This is a genomic window from Ignavibacteriales bacterium, from assembly GCA_015709675.1.
Taxonomy (GTDB): Bacteria; Bacteroidota; Ignavibacteria; order Ignavibacteriales; family Ignavibacteriaceae; genus H2-BAC3.
The window spans coordinates 406197-422969 of record CP054182.1 but is presented as its reverse complement, the minus strand read 5'-3'; the positions used below and the strand labels follow the sequence as shown (position 1 = coordinate 422969).

Below are 16773 nucleotides of genomic sequence, written 5' to 3'. Positions count from 1 at the left end.
CGGTAAAGTTTACTGTGCGCTGACTTCTTTAACTTTGCGTTTTAAAATACGTACTCAGAAATTTCTTTGCCAGCATCACATCATCGCTCGTAAGATTATGCCCCGTATTAACTATCTCATGAGTGACATCGTATCCGTTTGTTTCAAGCAGCCGCGCGTAGTTTTGAGCTTCACTCACCGTTACCGTAGGATCCATACTGCCGGAAGTCATCAGAACGGGGAATTTTTTCTCCGCACTGAATTCCGGTATATCTCTTTTGAATGGCTGCATCGGACGGAAGAGCACAGCCCCTTTCAGAAATCCGGGCTGCTGCATCAGCGCCGCACCAGCTATATTAGCCCCGTTGGAATAACCAACGGCAATTATTTTATCAGGGTTGAAAGATTCTTTACTGCCGAGTGATGCAACAAAGGAACACATCTGTCCGGTTCTGAGCCGGAGGTCATCTTCATCAAAGATACCCATTGCAAGGCGGGCAAAGAACCGGGGCATGCCGTTTTCAGGGACGTTGCCGCGAAGACTGAGGTAGCTGAAACTGCTGCCAAACTCACCTGCCAGGATAAGCAGATCATCTTCATTGCCTCCGGTGCCATGAAGCAGGAGTATGGTATGAGCATCCTCCCTGGGTGAAGGGATAAATTTATATATATATCCGGGATTCGTCATTTTCCTATCCAAGCGGAGGCAGGATGGATTCTATTTCTTCACGCAGGCGTTCGTGCTGAGGAGGAAGTTTAAGTCCGGTGCCAAGTGATGCCTCATCCTCGTCGCTGTAAAAGCCCGGAGTATCGGTTGCAATTTCGAAGAGCACTCCGCCGGGTTCACGGAAATAGAGGGATTTAAAGTAACTGCGGTCAATCTGTTCTGTTATCTGAAATCCGGCACTTACAATCTTTTCACGCAGCCGCATCTGAGCAGCCTCATCAGGAACTCTGAAAGCGATATGATGCACCGTGCCGCCGGCAACCACGCCGGGCATACCCTGAGGAAGCTCAACCAGATCAATAACCGGAGCGCCTGCTGAGGAATCAGACAGAAAGCGGTAGCGGTTTGTCTCCTGTCCGGCGGGTGTATATCCGAAGATGCCGGTAAGAATATCCGCGGTTTTTTTAACGGAATTAAGGGTGAGCGTGGCTCCATGAATTCCGCGCAGGGCATTTTCAGCGGGAACCTCACAGGTGCTCCACGGTTCACGGGAGTCGGCATACTGCGGCGCGGTCAGTTCAATCTTCAGCCCGTCCGGATCAATGAAGGTCAGATATATATCGCCGAATTTTTCAGCGGGATTGTTATATATAACACCCCGCTCCCGGAAGCGTTTTTCCCAGAAGGGGAAAGACTCCCGCGGAACGGAAAAACTGACTTCCGTAATCATTTCGGTTCCCCGTGTTCCTTTTCGTATACCGGGATAGGGGAAGAACGTAAGGATAGAGCCGGGAGCCGCGGATTTATTTCCAAAATAAAAATGATAGGTATGAGGATCGTCAAAGTTGACGGTCTTTTTTACCAACCGGAACCCGAGGATTTTCGTATAGAACCGGTAATTGCGGAGCGGTTCACCGGCTAGAGCGGTGATGTGATGGAGGCCTTGCACGCCGGTTTTATTCATGATTCTGCAGACTTAGATTAATTTTATACTGTAATATATACAAAAAAGATTTCCCTTCCTTTAAAATTACATCGCCCGGAGAGCCGGGCGATGATATAACAATTATTTAACTTTTAACCGGCTGCGGTGAAAGCGAAATAACGCGTTCAAGCGTTTCAAGCATTACCGGGTTAGGCACCGGTTTTGGTAAAAAGACATCAGCGCCCGCGCTTATCGCGGTTATTCTGTCTTTACTGCCGGCAAACGCAGTGCAGCAGATAACCGGCACGGAGGAATTACGGGGCTGAGCACGGACAAGCCGGATAAAATCGAGGCCGTCTTTTTCTCCCTGAAGCCCGATATCAATAATCATCGCGTTATAATCATATTCATCCAGCCGTTGAACCGCTTCATCATAATATGAGCAGATAACCGGATAATACTTTTTATATAACAGATAATAAATGAATCTCTGGTTTTCAGGATCATCTTCAAGAATAAGAATTTTTGGCAGAGTAGAGTTCATGAGTTCCCGGGTCAGTGATATTGTGGAAAAAATATAGTGACTTCAGTGCCATGTCCTTTTGTACTGCGCACTCTGATGTCACCCTTATTTAATTCAAGTAGCCGTTTGGTAAGAGCAAGCCCCAGGCCGTTTCCTTCATAGGGACGGCTGTAACCCATAATCTCCTGGGTAAAGGGGCGGAAGAGTTTTTCCATATATTCTTCAGACATGCCGATGCCGGTATCCTTTACGGTGACCGATACCATGCTGTTTTCCGCGGACGCGGCAATAACCGATACCGAACCATGCCGAGTATATTTAATGGCATTATCAAGAAGGTTCTGCATGATGGTGGTAAAAGAATATGCATCAGCATATATAAGGGAGCCGCCGAGTGATTCATCAAAAGTAAAATCGAGGTTCTTCTCGCGGGCGTAATGGCGGAACTCCATGGTAAGCTGATTGATGATGGGGATGATATCCATCCGCTGGAATGAACATTTGTATCCGCCAGTCATCACCAGGGCCATATTCAGGTTCAGGTCTATAGTGCGGTACAGTCGCCTTCCGCTGTTGTCAATAGAAGTGAACATCCGCTTCAGATCGGGGGAAAGCGAATCCTTCAGCTCGTCATGAATGATGCTGGTGAGCCCGAGAATTGCATTAAGCGGAGTGCGGATTTCGTGGCTCATCTGAGCAAGGAAGTGAGATTTAAGCTTTTCTGATTCTTCAGCTTTAACCAGAGCTTCCTTAAGCTGATCTTCGGTTTTTTTGAGTGCGGTAATATCGCTTCCGTATATCTGTCCGATTTCAAATTTGGGAATGCCGCAGAGGATGAATTTGAAATAGCGGTTTCCGATTTGTGAGTGAAGTTCAAGGCTGGTTCCGTTGCGGATGCATTCGGCAAGGTTAACGGCTCTGGTTTCGGGGATGATCTCCCATATTTTCATATTCATCAGCGAAGCTCCTTTAAGAAGTTCGCTGCCGGGAGTGTTGGAAAGCTGAACGCTGCCGTCAATCTCGAAGCGGAATACCGGATCGGGATCTGACTGCGCGAACATTGCCATCAGCTCCGCCTGCTGAAGCCGCAGGGACTGCTGCTCCTGCAGATGTTCCTTCTGCATTGGAATCAGTATATACCGGTAAAAAATATAGATTACACTGATCAGACCAAGCAGGATAAGCAGGGAAACTATGATGGGGTTACTCAAGCTTAACACTGAGTCTCCTGTTGTCTTCCCTGAATATGGTGAAAAAGATTCCTATCGCAATTTGTACTCCTGTAACAATATAGAAGTTGGTGAGCACTGAAAGATCAGCTACTTTAACCAAAATCTCGAAGAACTTGGCAAGTGTCAGAAGTTCATAAAAGACCAGAACCACAAAAAACAAATTAAGAGACCGTGTTCTAAGCAGTTCAAGCCCCATCAAGTGAGTTATTCTCAGAAGTATTAACCCATGGAGCACAAAAAACAACAATCTGTGATATCCGGGGTTAGTAAATCCGTAGGCAATGACTATTACCGTTATAAACAGTAAGATCACAAGAAGAAATTTTTGTTTCAGTGTTTCTTTATCAAACAATGAAAACAAAAGTAAACAGGAAACTACGAGGTAGTAAGAAAGAATCTTAAAATAAAAAACCCGTATTACCATCCAAGGTAAAGCATCTGCCAGGCCAAGCAATAGAAAAAAGTAAAAAAACTTTGTTTTGTACTGCCTGACGGGCGGAAGAAGCCAAATAGTTGCTGATATAAAAACTACAAGAGCATAGAGATACGGCATGGATGGATATTTACCGGTAAGTCTTAGTCAAGACACCATGGGGGACACAATTGAGCAAATTCAAGCGTCCATGCGTTGCTTTCGATTCCCGATCTATTGTTTCCGTAGTTGCCGTCACTGGTGGTGAGGGTCAGAACGCCGCGTTCACGAATCTCAATGGTAATGGTTTTTGCGTTTGTCAGATTCATCAGCTCATTAATTTTCCGCACGTCATACATATGGAACTCCTGATCGGGAGAAACCTGGAAATTGCGGGGATGAATAGGATTGCGCTGGCCGTCAAGAATTACAAGCTGTCCGTCAATCAGGTTGAAGAGAAGAACATCACTGATGTTTTTAGTGATATTCATCAGCATTTTCTTGTTAAATGTGTGGGAATGGATAACCGGACCGAACATTCTGTCAGCCTGTTCTGCCGAGATAATCTGTCCGGGCAGGTTCCCGTTCTGAGCATAAAGCGAACCGGACGAGCCCATGGCCGCGATAATAAAAAGAACAAGAACAACTTGTTTAAGAGAGAACATTTTACACCTCCTGGATGAGTGATTTTTTAAGTAAGGTCTGACAGGTATTACTTAAAGAGTTACCCCCCAAAAGCCGCGCATGAACCATTGAAATATATTAAAAATTTTATCAAAAAATCAAAATATAAGAATTGAAGCATGCTTTTACGGCCAAAAAAATGATAAATGGCAGTATAAACACAAAAATAACCCCCTGAAAACCCCGGATTTACCCGGAAAACGGAGCAACATCATACCGGCTAAAACCGGAATAGCGGGTCAAAGTCCGTACTCGGGCACCGCTTGTTTAAGGAAAAAAACGTAAATTGATAAACTACTTTTTATAAAGCCATAACCGGTGGCGGAACCTATTTAACTTATTATAAGGGAACGAGGAACCGAAATGTTTTTTACTGCCGAAAAGAGAAATTGCCCGGAGGGAGGAGGGATTTTTCTGTCCCAATGAAAATACGCGTTTCCATCAGGCAAAAACTGGTTATTGCCTACACCAGTCTGATCGGTCTGATATCCCTTTTTATCTTTATCTATTTCCCTGCCAGCAAAGAAGCAGAACAAATCAAGGCTCTTGAAAACCGGGCAGAGGCAATTGCTGAGGTGATGGGGAGTATGCTCTATCCCGCGCTGGTATATGAAGACAATCAACTTATTGCCCAGGAAACGAAAAACGTGGGCCGGCTCAGAGACCTGACCTACGCAGTGATACATGATGCTGAAGGACGGGTAATCGGGGAATATAATCTTCCTGAAGCGAATAAGGCAGGGTACACGAAACTAAAAAGCGGACCACTTGCTGAAGGGGACTATATACGCTATGCCAAAACAGTAACCTTCAGCCGGAAAACCATCGGATATATTTATGTCGGGTTCTCGCTTAACTCACTCCGCGGTGAGGTAGCCCGCACCAGAATTACCATAGCTTTAGTTAGTCTTGTCATATTCTGCCTCGGGCTTGCCGCTGTTATCTTTATCAGCACGATGGTTACGCGTCCGCTCAACCGTCTGGCTGACTCAACACGGCTGATTGCCGCAGGAGACCTTTCTCACAGATCCGCCATCCGCTCCGGAGATGAGTTTGAACTGCTTTCTGATTCTTTTGATACCATGGTCGGAAAACTTGAACAGGCCAACAGCCAGTTATTCGTGCTTAATCAGGGGCTGGAAAAAATTGCCAGTGAAAAAACCGAAGACCTGAAAAAAGAAATAGAAAACCATAAACGGACGGAAAAAGCATTAACCGAAAGCGAAATACGTTTCCGCACGATTTTTGAAGAAGCGGGCATGGCAATTGTGCTGACTGACATGGGGGGAGCAATTCTTGAGAGCAACGATGCATTTATGAGGATGATGGGATATACTGAAGCGGAACTGAGAATGATGACGCTGCAGGAGCTTTCACATCCGGAGGATATGAAATCCGGCATGCTGATGTTTTCCATGGGCACGCTTGACTCCGCCACAGAAGGACCTTCGTATACCGAAAAGCGGTATATACGCAAAGACGGAAAAACCGTCTGGGGTAAACTCACCACCGCTATCATAAGCGACCGGAGCAGCAAATCATCGTTTGTGCTGGTGATGATCGAGGATATGACCAGCCGGAAAAAAGCATCGGATGATCTTCAGAAGCAGACACGGCTGCTGGGGGGCGCGGCTGAAGCAGCAAATATCCTGCTGACAACCGGAGACTTTAACGATGCGATCAACGGAGCCCTGCGCGCGCTCGGGGAGGCCTCAACGGTTGACCGGGTATATATCTTCGACAACATTTACGCAAAAGACGGCACACCGCTTATGAAGCAGACCTTTGAATGGACAAACGGTCTGGTAAGCACGGAAATCAACAATCAGATGCTGCAAAACTCCCCGTATCCTGATGAGATATATACCACTCTTTCAGGCGGAGGAGTTTTTTCCGTTTTAACCAGGGAAGGAACCCGGCAGCTTAAGGAAATCCTTGAACCGCAGGATATCGTCTCGGTGCTGCTGGTGCCGGTCTTTGTGGAAGGCACCTACAGAGGGTTCATCGGTTTTGATGACTGCCAGGAAGAACGCATCTGGTCAAAGGGGGAAGAAGCGATACTGCGCACTATTGCCGGGAGCATCGGGGGAGCCATACAGCGGAAAGAATATGAAGAAGAGCTTAAAGCAGCCAAAGAAAAAGCAGTGGAGTCCGACCGGCTGAAATCCACCCTGCTTGCCAATATGAGCCATGAGTTCAGAACTCCGGTAAACGGTATAATGGGATTTTCAGAACTCCTGATGGAGGAGTTCCCCGAAGGGAAACGTCTGGGAATGGTTAAGAGCATCTATTCATCAGGAAAGCGGCTGATGAAAACGCTGAACAGCATTCTCACATACAGTCAGATTGAATCGGGCAAAATCCATCCCGATCTTCAGCCGAGGAAACTGGCCGAACTTGCGGAGTCCTCGCTTTATCCGTATATACAGCAGGCAGCTGCCAAACGGCTGGAGTTTGAATTTGTGATTAATGCGCCTGAGATTATGGCATATACAGACCCGCAGCTTTTCGGCGCCGCGCTGGATCATATTATGGATAATGCGGTTAAATTCACCAAATCGGGCAAGATAACCGTAACGGTAGAGGAGCGCGGGGGTCATCCGGCAGTTGCCGTAAAGGATACCGGTATTGGAATTGCCCCGGAGCATATGGAGCTGATCTTTCAGGAATTCCGGCAGGCAAGTGAGGGGATAGGAAGGTCGTATGAAGGGAGCGGACTTGGGCTGACTATATCCCGGAAACTTGCGCGGTTGATGGGGGGCGAGCTTACCGTGAAGAGTGAACCGGATAAAGGAAGTGAATTTGTCCTCAGCTTTATGAAGGCCGGATGGGAAGATCATCTTACTAATCCTGAAAAAAACGCAGAGCAGCGGTCTCCTGTTCCGCTCACCCGGTGCAGCGCTTTGCTGGTTGAAGATGATGAGGCAAATCTGCAGGTTGCATCCAAATATACTGAACCGCTCTGCCATGTTGACCGGGCAAGAGACGGAGCAACGGCACTGGCAATGGCGGCGCAGAAGCGCTACACGCTTATTCTGATGAATATCAATCTGGGAGACGGTCCGGACGGCATAGAAACCGCACGGGCTATTCACGATCTCCCCGGCAATAAGGATGTGCCCATCATTGCCGTTACCGGATATGCCATGCAGGGGGACAGAGCGCGGTTCATAACCGAGGGCTTTGCCGGATATATATCAAAGCCGTATGACAAAGCGGCATTTGTAACGGAAATTGAGAAACAGCTGAAGAATTATGAAGTATGAAGTATGAATTATGAAGTATGAAGTATGAATTATGAATTGTGAATTGTGAATTGTGAATTGTGAATTGTGAATTATACATTGATTACTAATTACTAATCACTGATTACTAATTGAACAAAAAGCTTTGTCCAAAAATTATTCTTGAGGGGACGCGTCTTACTTTTAAGACCGAAATAGCCTTCGCGCTGAACGAACATCCGGAGGTGGTGGGACCGCGCAAATACCGTTATCACTCCCCGGTGATTTCGGGGGAGTGGTGCGCATTTACCAACTTTCCCTGGGGCAGGGGGCTCATCAATTTTGAACCGCAGGAAGAATCGCTCGCCCTTGAAACCTATCAGACCTGGATGCGGCTTTTTGAACTGCAGCGTTATTACTCCTGGATTATTGACCGCTTTCATATATCCACACAGGCATACCAGCAGCGAACCTACGGCAAAACATATGATTTCCGCTGGCTTGAGGAGCGGCTTGGTGCAATCGGCTTCCGGCTGATTCATCTGCGCCGGAGTAATGAGTCATTTGAAGCGGCAAGAGAGCGGCGGCTGAAAGTATCGGGGAACCCTGAGCAGTATAATGACCTTGGCTACTTTTACCGTGAACAGGAACAGATTGACCGGCTGGTTGGCAGGTCAATACTTCCGGTATATACGGCGGATGTTTCAGATAATGATATCGATAGAGTGACCAATGACATAGCCAGATGGCTTAAAGAAAGCGGCGGACTTTATGCGGATTATTAGGGGAGGGGGGAAGATAATCACAAAGGCAGCTAAATTCACGCAAAGTAAGGCAGAGTTTTCCGACGGGTAAAAATCTGCATACTGTATTGGGCGGATTAATCGCGCTGCGGCGCAAAGAAAAAAATGAGAGAACAACTATGTTATACAAAAAAACCTTTCTGCTGTTACCGGCGGTTCTGGTAATTGCATTTGCAGTGCAGGCCTGCACTGCGCCACAGGTTGTACGGAAAACCACGCCCCCCGACTCCCGCTACGCCCGTTTTGTACAAACCCCGCAGATGATTTTTAAGATTCACTACAAAAACGGTGATCTTTTTGTCTATGACACCCTTTATACCCTTACCGAAAAAAAAGACTTCTATTATGGCTACGGCCGGCGGCTTGATTTAAACAGGCAGGTGACCGCCAAAGGAAAACTTGCAGCTTATACGGACAGCATTCTCCTGATTGAAACCAATCAGATAATGGATGACGGTCCTTATACCTCCCTGATGTTTATGACAGGTATATCAGTAGCCGCGACCATTTATTGCTGGAGTAATCCAAAAGCGTGTTTTGGGTCATGCCCCACATTTTATTATGACGAGGGAGGGACTGAGCATCTGATTGCCGAATCGTTTTCGCAGAGTATTCTCCCCTCGCTTGAACGGGAAGATATAGATGCATTCAGGGGTATCCGGCCAAAAACGCGGGATATACGTCTGGTTATGAAGAACGAATCGCTTGAGACCCACGCGGTTAAATATGCACGGATACTTGCCGTTCCGAAAGAAGGAAAACATATATACAGTACTCCGGACGGCAGGTTTCTCAAAACGGAGGGGGAGTCACTCCTGAGCGGGATGATTCACGGTGAGGAGTGCACGGATTTATTCCGCTATCACGATCAGCAGGAATATATAAGCCTGACTGATTCAGCAGATCTTGCCGTAAAGGAGGAACTAATCTTTACTTTTCAGCGGAACGGGATGAAATCACCCGGACTGGTGGTAACCCACAGGCAGAGTCTGCTTACCACATTTCTTTTGTATCAGACACTTGCATACATGGGTAATGAAACGGGAAGCTGGCTCACACGGCTTGACGGCATGACGCGGAGCAGTGACCCGGTGTTTAAGCAGCTCGGCAGCATGATAGGGGAGATGGAGTTTTTCGCGGAGGATGGAAACGGAAACTGGATTCCAGCCGGCATGCTTGATGAAACCGGCCCGATAGCGCAGGAGGTAAAAATACTACCGCTTCCTGCCGCGGCATCAGGTGATGAGATACGGATTAAGGTGCGGATGACAAAGGGTTTCTGGAAACTTGACCAGCTTAAACTCGCGGATATAACCGGAGAGGCAGAGCCGGTAGTCATCAGTCCGCAGTTGGTGAAGAATGACCGTAAGGAGCTTGATATAACAGACAGCTTTAATAACCCCGGAAGTTACACCGTAACACTGCCCGGGGAATATATATCACTCTACTTCCGTCTGCCGGAAGATTTTACGGATTATGATTATTTTCTGGCGGCAAAGGGGTATTATCTGGAGTGGATCAGAAGCGAGTGGATTCAGGAAGAGAATGCCGCGAAGGTGATGCAGCTTATCATGAGGCCGGAGCAGTACTTTAAGGATCTGGCTCCGCTTTATAAAGCAATGGAAGCGGATATGGAAGAAACATTCAGGAGGAGTAAATATGCGGCACAGTAAGTTATATATATTCATCGCCTTTATGGCGTTTCTGAGCGGCTGTTACACAGTATATGCTCCTGCGGGAAAGCTTGCTGAATCACCAGAGGAATTTGTAAAAAGCGGCAAAGGGGGGTGGCTGTCCATCCGGCTTAAACCGCCCCATCCGCAGGCAATGAGCATGCAGGGGGGAGAGTTTTTGTTTCAGGACAGTGTAAATGTATATCTGCTGAATAAAACGGTAAACCAGTACCCGAAATCCATGATTGATCTGGCGGTGTTAGAACTTATGAAAAAACGTCCCTATGCCTGGTGGTGGATTCTGGGGAGTGCCTCAACTATCTCACACGGGTTTGGTCTGATTGCTACGTTTCCGCTGTGGCAGATTGTCGGGATTTCCGCAACGTACGGCGAGCTGTGGCATGATGTATATAAGCAGGAAAAGCCGGATGATAGTTACTGGCAGGGGATAAACGTGCTGGCGCGATTCCCGGGCGGGCTTGATGCTGATCAAAAATTAAAAATAAGTCAATAGAATTATGAAGTATGAATTATGAAGTATGAATTATGAAGTATGAATTATGAAGTATGAATTATGAAGTATGAATTATGAAGTATGAATTATGAAGTATGAATTGTTAAGAAATAGTGCAGGTATCTATTAAAATCTGGTAAGTTTGCGCAAAACCGCAAAGAAATGTTTCCCGCAGATCACGCAGATGAACGCAGAAAATTTCCGATCCGCAGAATTCCGTGTTGCGAAGCATCCATTGTGAATTATGAAGTATGAGGTATGAATTATGAATTGTTCAGAAATAGCGCAGGTATTTATTAAAACCTGGTAAGTTTGCACAAAACTGCAAAGAAATGTTTCCCGCAGATCACGCAGATGAACGCAGAAAATTTCCGATCCGCAGAAATCAGCGTTGCGAAGCATCCATTGTGAATTATGAAGTATGAGGTATGAATTGTGAATTGTGAATTGTTCAGAAATTGTGCAGGTATCTGTTAAAATCTGGTAAGTTTGCGCAAAACCGCAAAGAAATGTTTCCCGCAGATCCCGCAGATGAACGCAGAAATTTATATCGGCTCGCCGGGGGCTTTTAATCCTGTTTATCCTGCCCATCCTTTAATCGTGTTCCAATTCCATAACTTCGCGTAAAGCCGCTAAGGGGATTTTCAACGCAAAGTAAGCAAAGGTTTCGCGAAGTTACGCAGAGTTTTAAACCACGCACCAAGAACCAAGAACAAAGCACCACGAACCAAGCACCACGAACCAAGCACCCCTCTTTTTTACCGTTCATCCCAAAAATCAATTTTTCTCTTGCCCCGTCAGTCAAATTCCCTATATTTCGATGAACAACGAAATGAATTATGGAAAACATCAGATTTTTTAAGGCGCTTTGTGACCCAAACCGGCTCAGAATCCTCAAAATGCTGCAAACCAGAGTGCTCTGTGTTTGCGAACTGACCGAGGCGCTCGGGCTGGCGGCTTCGACTGTGTCTAATCATTGCAAAGTTTTGAAAGAAGCCGGTTTTCTTATTGAAAAAAAAGATGGCAAATGGGTGAATTATGGGTTGAACCCGGCTCCGGCGGACGAACGGATACCAAGGTTTTTAAACGAGCTGGACTTCTGGCTGGCTGATAAAGGGGATTCGATAAAATGGCAGGAAACTGCCTGCCGGGTGGACAGAAATGTTATCTGCTGCAGATAATTAATTTCACGAAATACGTAAAACAAAAACTAATACATATAGAAGGAATAGTAATGAATACTGTCGAAAAAGAAAAAACAACGGGAAAAAATGACTTCCCCGTTTTTGAAGTCAAAGGAGGCGGATGTTGCGCTCCTGAGGTTGAAACCGTTAAAGAAAATGCATCTGACATTAAAGACATGGTGCGCGAAAAATATGCTGCCATAGCAGTGAATGCTCAGTCGGGATGCGGCTGCTGCGGCCCTGAAGACAGCAACAAAATAGTCGGATATACCGTAATGGCAGATGAGTACACCAATAAGGAAGGATATGTTGCCGAGGCAGATTTAGGGCTCGGCTGCGGAATTCCGGTTGACTATGCAGAAATGAAAGCCGGCGATACGGTGGTTGATCTTGGAGCCGGTGCGGGCAATGATGTGTTTGTTGCACGCGCCATAGTTGGTGAGACCGGTCATGTAATCGGTATTGATATGACTCCTGAAATGATTTCAAAGGCAAGGCAGAACAATCAGAAGCTCGGATATACAAACGTTGAATTCCGGCTTGGCGAGATTGAAAATATGCCGGTTCAGTCTGATACCGCTGACGTGGTCATCAGTAATTGCGTGCTGAATCTGGTGCCTGATAAAGCCCGCGCTTTTGCGGAGATATATCGGATTCTGAAACCGGGCGCTCACTTCTGTGTCTCTGATATTGTGCTTAAAGGAACTTTGCCCCCTGAACTGAAGAAAAGCGCGGAGATGTATGCCGGATGTGTTGCGGGAGCAATGCAGCAGGAAGACTATCTGGCTGAGATTGAAAAAGCGGGCTTCACAGGCACCATTATCAAAAAGACCAAAGTAATTACACTGCCGGATGAAGTACTGAAGCAGTATCTGAATGATGAGCAGATACAACAGTTCCGGAGCAATGATACCGGTATCTTCAGCATTACTGTTAATGCATATAAGAAATAACCGGTGCGCCTGAAACGGATACATACGGTGCAGACATGATGCCTGAAGCACCTGCTCCGGCAGGTTCCCTGGTGATAATTCTTGGCTCCACTGCTTCGGGGAAGACGCGGGCAGCGGTTCGTTTTGCCCTGAAGCATAACGGTGAAATCATCTCCGCGGACAGCCGTCAGGTTTACCGGGGAATGGATATCGGCACCGGCAAGGATCTGAGTGAGTACCGGACGGAAGAGGGAGCAGTCCCTTTTCATCTGATTGATATATACGAACCGGAAGAGGATTATGACCTCTTCCGGTTCAGAAAAGATTTCATGGCCGCATGGAGTGATATCATATCGCGGGGAAAGCTCCCCATCCTCTGCGGCGGGAGCGCGATGTATATAGACTCAGTGCTGCGCAACTATGAACTCCGTGAAAGCAGCCGCGGGGATGACGGTCTTGATGCTCTTTCCGGTGAGGAGCTCCGCGGGCGGCTTCTGCGGCTCCGGCCTGAGCTTCATAACACCACTGATCTGCTTGAACGGGAGCGGATGATAAGGGCGCTGAGGATTGCTTCCTCATCCGGTGATATATATACTCTTCCTCCCATGAGGATAATGGTCTTTGGCATTACCCATCCCCTGCCTGTGCTGCGCCAGAGGATTGGTCTGCGGCTTAAACAGCGGCTCGAAGAGGGAATGATTGCAGAAACGGAACGGCTGCTGGCACGGGGGCTGAGCCATGAACGGCTGCACTATTTCGGGCTGGAGTATAAGTATATCAGTATGTATCTGAAAGGGGAGCTGAACCTGAATGATATGCGTCAGAAGCTGGAGGCTGCAATATATGAATTCGCCCGCAAGCAGCTTAAATGGTACCGGAAGATGGAGCGGGAAGGAGTAACGATACACTGGGTAACTGAGGAGGAACTGCTGCGGGTAAATCTTTTTGATGATACTCCGCCTCAGAAAACACTTTAAAACGAAACCGCCCCTCCGAAGAGGGGCGGTTTTGCTATTCATTATTCACTAGGAGCGTAATGCTCATAAGAGAGGGGGGAACTTATTCTGTCGGAACGATACAATCAACCGGGCAGACTTCAGTACAGGTTTTACAATCATCGCACATACCCTGTACAATCCATGGATGTTCTTCACTTTCCGGTGATATCATTGCTCCGTTGTATTCTGCTTCCATGCCGGCGTTATAAATTGCGCTCTGGGGACATTCATCAATGCATGCTGAACAGCTTATGCATTCATCGGTTATTTTCATTATCAGTAATCCTGTTCTAAATCTAAATAAAGTAACTCTTCTCCTTTAAACCAAAAAGCGTGCCTGAAAAATCTCGATTAGCGCAAGATAAACAAAGATTAACCGGCCTGGTCTTTCTCTGAATAAAGAAAACCCCCTGATTCCCTGAAAATTGGAAAGAAAGTGATTGTTGAAAATTTCAACGGATGCAACGTTTTACCCCCGGACATCTGATGGAAAAAAAAGAGATCAGACATTTTGCAGAATAAAACGGGAGATTTCAGCAGAAAAAGGCAGAGGAGAATTCAGATTGTTCACCACGGCCAATAAAGAGAAAAGGCGGTAAAACTGGCATAAAATTGGCACATGATTATCGAGAGGAATGCTCTCCGGGGGTATGCAGCCGGCTGGTCAGGCCGGAATTCAGCCATTAATCCGTGCTTTACGGCTATACTTTTTGCCTGTTGGTTAAAAGCGCGGAAAGGAGAAAAACAATGAAACAGGCAGTACTTTTACTTTTTTGTATAATCAGTCTGAAACTGGGTGCTCAGACGCCAACAGGTACTCTCCCCGAGGGATCGGGAACAGAAGCTTCACCCTATCTGATAGCCACCTGGCAGAATTTGCTCTGGATCTCTCAAAACTCATCCTCCTGGAACAAATACTTCCTTCAAACTGCTGACATTGACTTTGCTGATGCCTCTCCGGCAATAAATACATGGGATGGCAATAAAGGGTGGCTGCCAATTGGGGGGGCAGATCCATTTTTTACAGGTGTATATGACGGCAACAACCGTTTCATTAAACAACTGTATATAAACAGAACAACTGACGGCAATCATGCTCTTTTTGGAAAAATACAAAGTACAGGAAAGGTAAGTAATCTTTCTCTTCTGAATATTACCATTACAGGAGTACAGTATACTGGAGCTATAACCGGACACAACAATGGAATAATCGAGAATTGCCGGATAACAGGTCAGATCACCGGTACTAATTATGTCGGGGGAATTGCTGGTGTTAACCAATCTGGCACAATCAAAAAGTCGGTTTCCGAAGCGACGATAACAAACAATGCAGTTCAGGGATTTACCGGCGGGATTGCCGGATATCAGCAAAATAGTTCAGCCACAATAAGCGAGTGTTCGAATCAAGGCAACATAAGCAATACTCTTGATTATTCAGGAGGAATAGTAGGTTATATGGGATCGGGAAAAGTTTCAGACAGTTATAACAGGGGTAATATATCTGCGAGATACTATGCCGGCGGAATAACAGGATATATGTATTCCGGTTCTCAAATTGTAAAGTCCTATTCTACGGGTTCTCTAAGTGCATCAAATTACAGAGGAGGAGTTGTTGGCTCGAGAGTTACTCCGATCACTATGACTAATGTTTTTTGGAATAATGATACGGATGGAATTGTAGGGAATTCAAATGATAATTTTGGAGCATTTGGCAAATCCACCGCAGAAATGAAAATTAACTCAACTTTCCTTGATGCCGGCTGGGATATGAATATCTGGTATCGTGATGACAATTTTAATGACGGGTACCCTTATCTGGCGTGGCAGAACAGCGGAGGCACACCGCTGCCGGTTGAACTGATCTCGTTCACAGCAAGAGCAGACGAGAGAACAGTTACCCTGCAATGGAAAACAGCCACGGAGGTGAACAATTACGGATTTGATATAGAACGGTTTGGGCCCTTTGAGAGACCGGTTGATGTGGAGACGATGCATCCCGATCGCATCGGGACAAGTGCATCGTCTCTACGGGTGATTGGTTTTGTGCCGGGGCATGGTAATTCCAATTCAGAGAAGTCTTATATATACACAGACAATTCCCCCGCGGATGGCTATTATTACTACCGCCTGAAGCAGATTGATACAGACGGACAGTTCGAACATTCGGGAATTGTCGAAGTCTCTGTTCTGACGATACCTCAGGAACTTACGCTGTATCAGAATTATCCGAATCCGTTTAATGCCGGGACGAGAATAAGTTTTGCTCTTCCGCATCATCTTGCCGGAGAGCGTGTTACTCTCTCGGTTTATGATGTTACCGGTTCGCTGACTGACAGACTCTTTGATAGAGCCGCGGAGCCGGGGAGGCATGATATATACTGGAACGGGGCTGAGCGCGCCTCAGGAATATATATCATACGGCTGCAAGGAGGCGGGGAGATGCGGGTTCTGAGGGTAATCCTGCTTAAATAGCGCGAAAAGAATGTCAAGGCCCCGTATTTTCCGGCGGGGCCGGTATCCGCCGGGGAAAAAGATGGGTTCCGGGGGAGTTTTACTTTTTTTATTTTCACCCCGCAATAACTTCACTTGCCTTACCGGCATCTAAATTTTTTCCAAAAGTGAGTAGTGTCATGATTTGAAAAGTAAGCAGGGGGAAGTAACTTATCTCAATGGTTTTTAACGTTTCCGCATGATTCGGACGCGGGAGAAGCCGTAAACAGAGTCCCGGGACAGTATCAGCAGTCTTTTCGTATATATAATAATATCAGGAGTTCACATGGAAGATTCTCGTAAAACAACCTGGGAATACCGGAACGGAGCGTACGTTCTGGAGTATGATCCTGCAAGAACAACAGAGAAAAAAGCAATCAGAGGCGAACGGTGGAAAATGTTTTTTTTCTGGACTGGATTCTTTTTTGCGGGAGCAACGATTGTTGTTTTTCTAGCTTCGAGAGTAATTCCCCGGATATAAGAATTTTTCCGGTCAGAGGCAGGCCGCAGGGCAACACAACACTGCGGCTTTT

General features: G+C 46.5%; 16 protein-coding genes. 9 read left to right on the top strand and 7 right to left on the bottom strand.

The window, feature by feature from the left end:
- Positions 1 to 28 precede the first annotated feature (28 nt).
- The 6 genes from HRU80_01430 to HRU80_01405 all read right to left on the bottom strand — a co-directional run bounded on the left by HRU80_01430 (position 29) and on the right by HRU80_01405 (position 4403).
- Positions 29 to 667 carry an alpha/beta hydrolase gene (locus HRU80_01430; GenBank protein ID QOJ27595.1) on the bottom strand — a complete coding sequence of 213 codons (639 nt, stop codon included), beginning with the start codon at positions 665 to 667 and terminating at the stop codon, positions 29 to 31.
- 4 nt (positions 668 to 671) lie between these two features.
- Complete coding sequence (locus HRU80_01425; protein ID QOJ27594.1) at positions 672 to 1610, bottom strand: ring-cleaving dioxygenase; 939 nt, start codon at positions 1608 to 1610, stop codon at positions 672 to 674.
- Between the two features lie 106 nt (positions 1611 to 1716).
- Complete coding sequence (locus tag HRU80_01420; GenBank protein QOJ27593.1) at positions 1717 to 2115, bottom strand: response regulator; 399 nt, start codon at positions 2113 to 2115, stop codon at positions 1717 to 1719.
- Positions 2116 to 2126: 11 nt separating this feature from the next.
- Positions 2127 to 3314 carry a HAMP domain-containing histidine kinase gene (locus tag HRU80_01415; protein ID QOJ27592.1) on the bottom strand — a complete coding sequence of 396 codons (1188 nt, stop codon included), beginning with the start codon at positions 3312 to 3314 and terminating at the stop codon, positions 2127 to 2129.
- A complete protein-coding gene (locus HRU80_01410) occupies positions 3298 to 3879 on the bottom strand; it encodes a hypothetical protein (GenBank protein ID QOJ27591.1) in 582 nt (193 codons plus the stop codon). The genes HRU80_01415 and HRU80_01410 overlap by 17 nt, the downstream gene beginning before the upstream one ends.
- A gap of 23 nt (positions 3880 to 3902) precedes the next feature.
- The gene (locus HRU80_01405) at positions 3903 to 4403 is read right to left on the bottom strand and encodes a hypothetical protein (protein ID QOJ27590.1); all 501 of its coding nucleotides are present in this window, start codon (positions 4401 to 4403) and stop codon (positions 3903 to 3905) included.
- A 441-nt stretch (positions 4404 to 4844) separates the two neighbouring features.
- Between HRU80_01405 and HRU80_01400 the strand changes: the two genes are divergently transcribed.
- From HRU80_01400 to miaA, 7 genes are all read left to right on the top strand, one after another.
- On the top strand, positions 4845 to 7688 hold the full coding sequence (locus HRU80_01400) for a PAS domain S-box protein (protein ID QOJ27589.1): 2844 nt from the start codon (positions 4845 to 4847) through the stop codon (positions 7686 to 7688).
- Between the two features lie 110 nt (positions 7689 to 7798).
- Positions 7799 to 8431, top strand: coding sequence for a hypothetical protein (locus tag HRU80_01395; protein ID QOJ27588.1), 633 nt, complete (start codon positions 7799 to 7801; stop codon positions 8429 to 8431).
- 137 nt (positions 8432 to 8568) lie between these two features.
- A complete protein-coding gene (locus HRU80_01390) occupies positions 8569 to 10122 on the top strand; it encodes a hypothetical protein (protein ID QOJ27587.1) in 1554 nt (517 codons plus the stop codon).
- A complete protein-coding gene (locus HRU80_01385) occupies positions 10109 to 10636 on the top strand; it encodes a hypothetical protein (GenBank protein QOJ27586.1) in 528 nt (175 codons plus the stop codon). The genes HRU80_01390 and HRU80_01385 overlap by 14 nt, the downstream gene beginning before the upstream one ends.
- Positions 10637 to 11472: 836 nt before the next feature.
- Entirely contained in the window at positions 11473 to 11817 is a 345-nt protein-coding gene (locus tag HRU80_01380) for a winged helix-turn-helix transcriptional regulator (GenBank protein QOJ30422.1), read from the top strand.
- A gap of 53 nt (positions 11818 to 11870) precedes the next feature.
- The gene (locus HRU80_01375) at positions 11871 to 12773 is read left to right on the top strand and encodes an arsenite methyltransferase (protein ID QOJ27585.1); all 903 of its coding nucleotides are present in this window, start codon (positions 11871 to 11873) and stop codon (positions 12771 to 12773) included.
- 35 nt (positions 12774 to 12808) lie between these two features.
- Positions 12809 to 13729 carry a tRNA (adenosine(37)-N6)-dimethylallyltransferase MiaA gene (gene miaA, locus HRU80_01370; GenBank protein ID QOJ27584.1) on the top strand — a complete coding sequence of 307 codons (921 nt, stop codon included), beginning with the start codon at positions 12809 to 12811 and terminating at the stop codon, positions 13727 to 13729.
- An 82-nt stretch (positions 13730 to 13811) separates the two neighbouring features.
- Here the strand turns inward: miaA and HRU80_01365 are convergent, their stop codons facing one another.
- Positions 13812 to 14024: a 4Fe-4S binding protein gene (locus HRU80_01365; GenBank protein ID QOJ27583.1), complete on the bottom strand. Its 213-nt coding sequence runs from the start codon at positions 14022 to 14024 to the stop codon at positions 13812 to 13814.
- Between the two features lie 473 nt (positions 14025 to 14497).
- Between HRU80_01365 and HRU80_01360 the strand changes: the two genes are divergently transcribed.
- Together HRU80_01360 and HRU80_01355 are read left to right on the top strand one after the other, a co-directional pair.
- Positions 14498 to 16222 carry a T9SS type A sorting domain-containing protein gene (locus HRU80_01360; protein QOJ27582.1) on the top strand — a complete coding sequence of 575 codons (1725 nt, stop codon included), beginning with the start codon at positions 14498 to 14500 and terminating at the stop codon, positions 16220 to 16222.
- A gap of 304 nt (positions 16223 to 16526) precedes the next feature.
- Positions 16527 to 16721 carry a hypothetical protein gene (locus HRU80_01355; GenBank protein ID QOJ27581.1) on the top strand — a complete coding sequence of 65 codons (195 nt, stop codon included), beginning with the start codon at positions 16527 to 16529 and terminating at the stop codon, positions 16719 to 16721.
- Positions 16722 to 16773 lie beyond the last annotated feature (52 nt).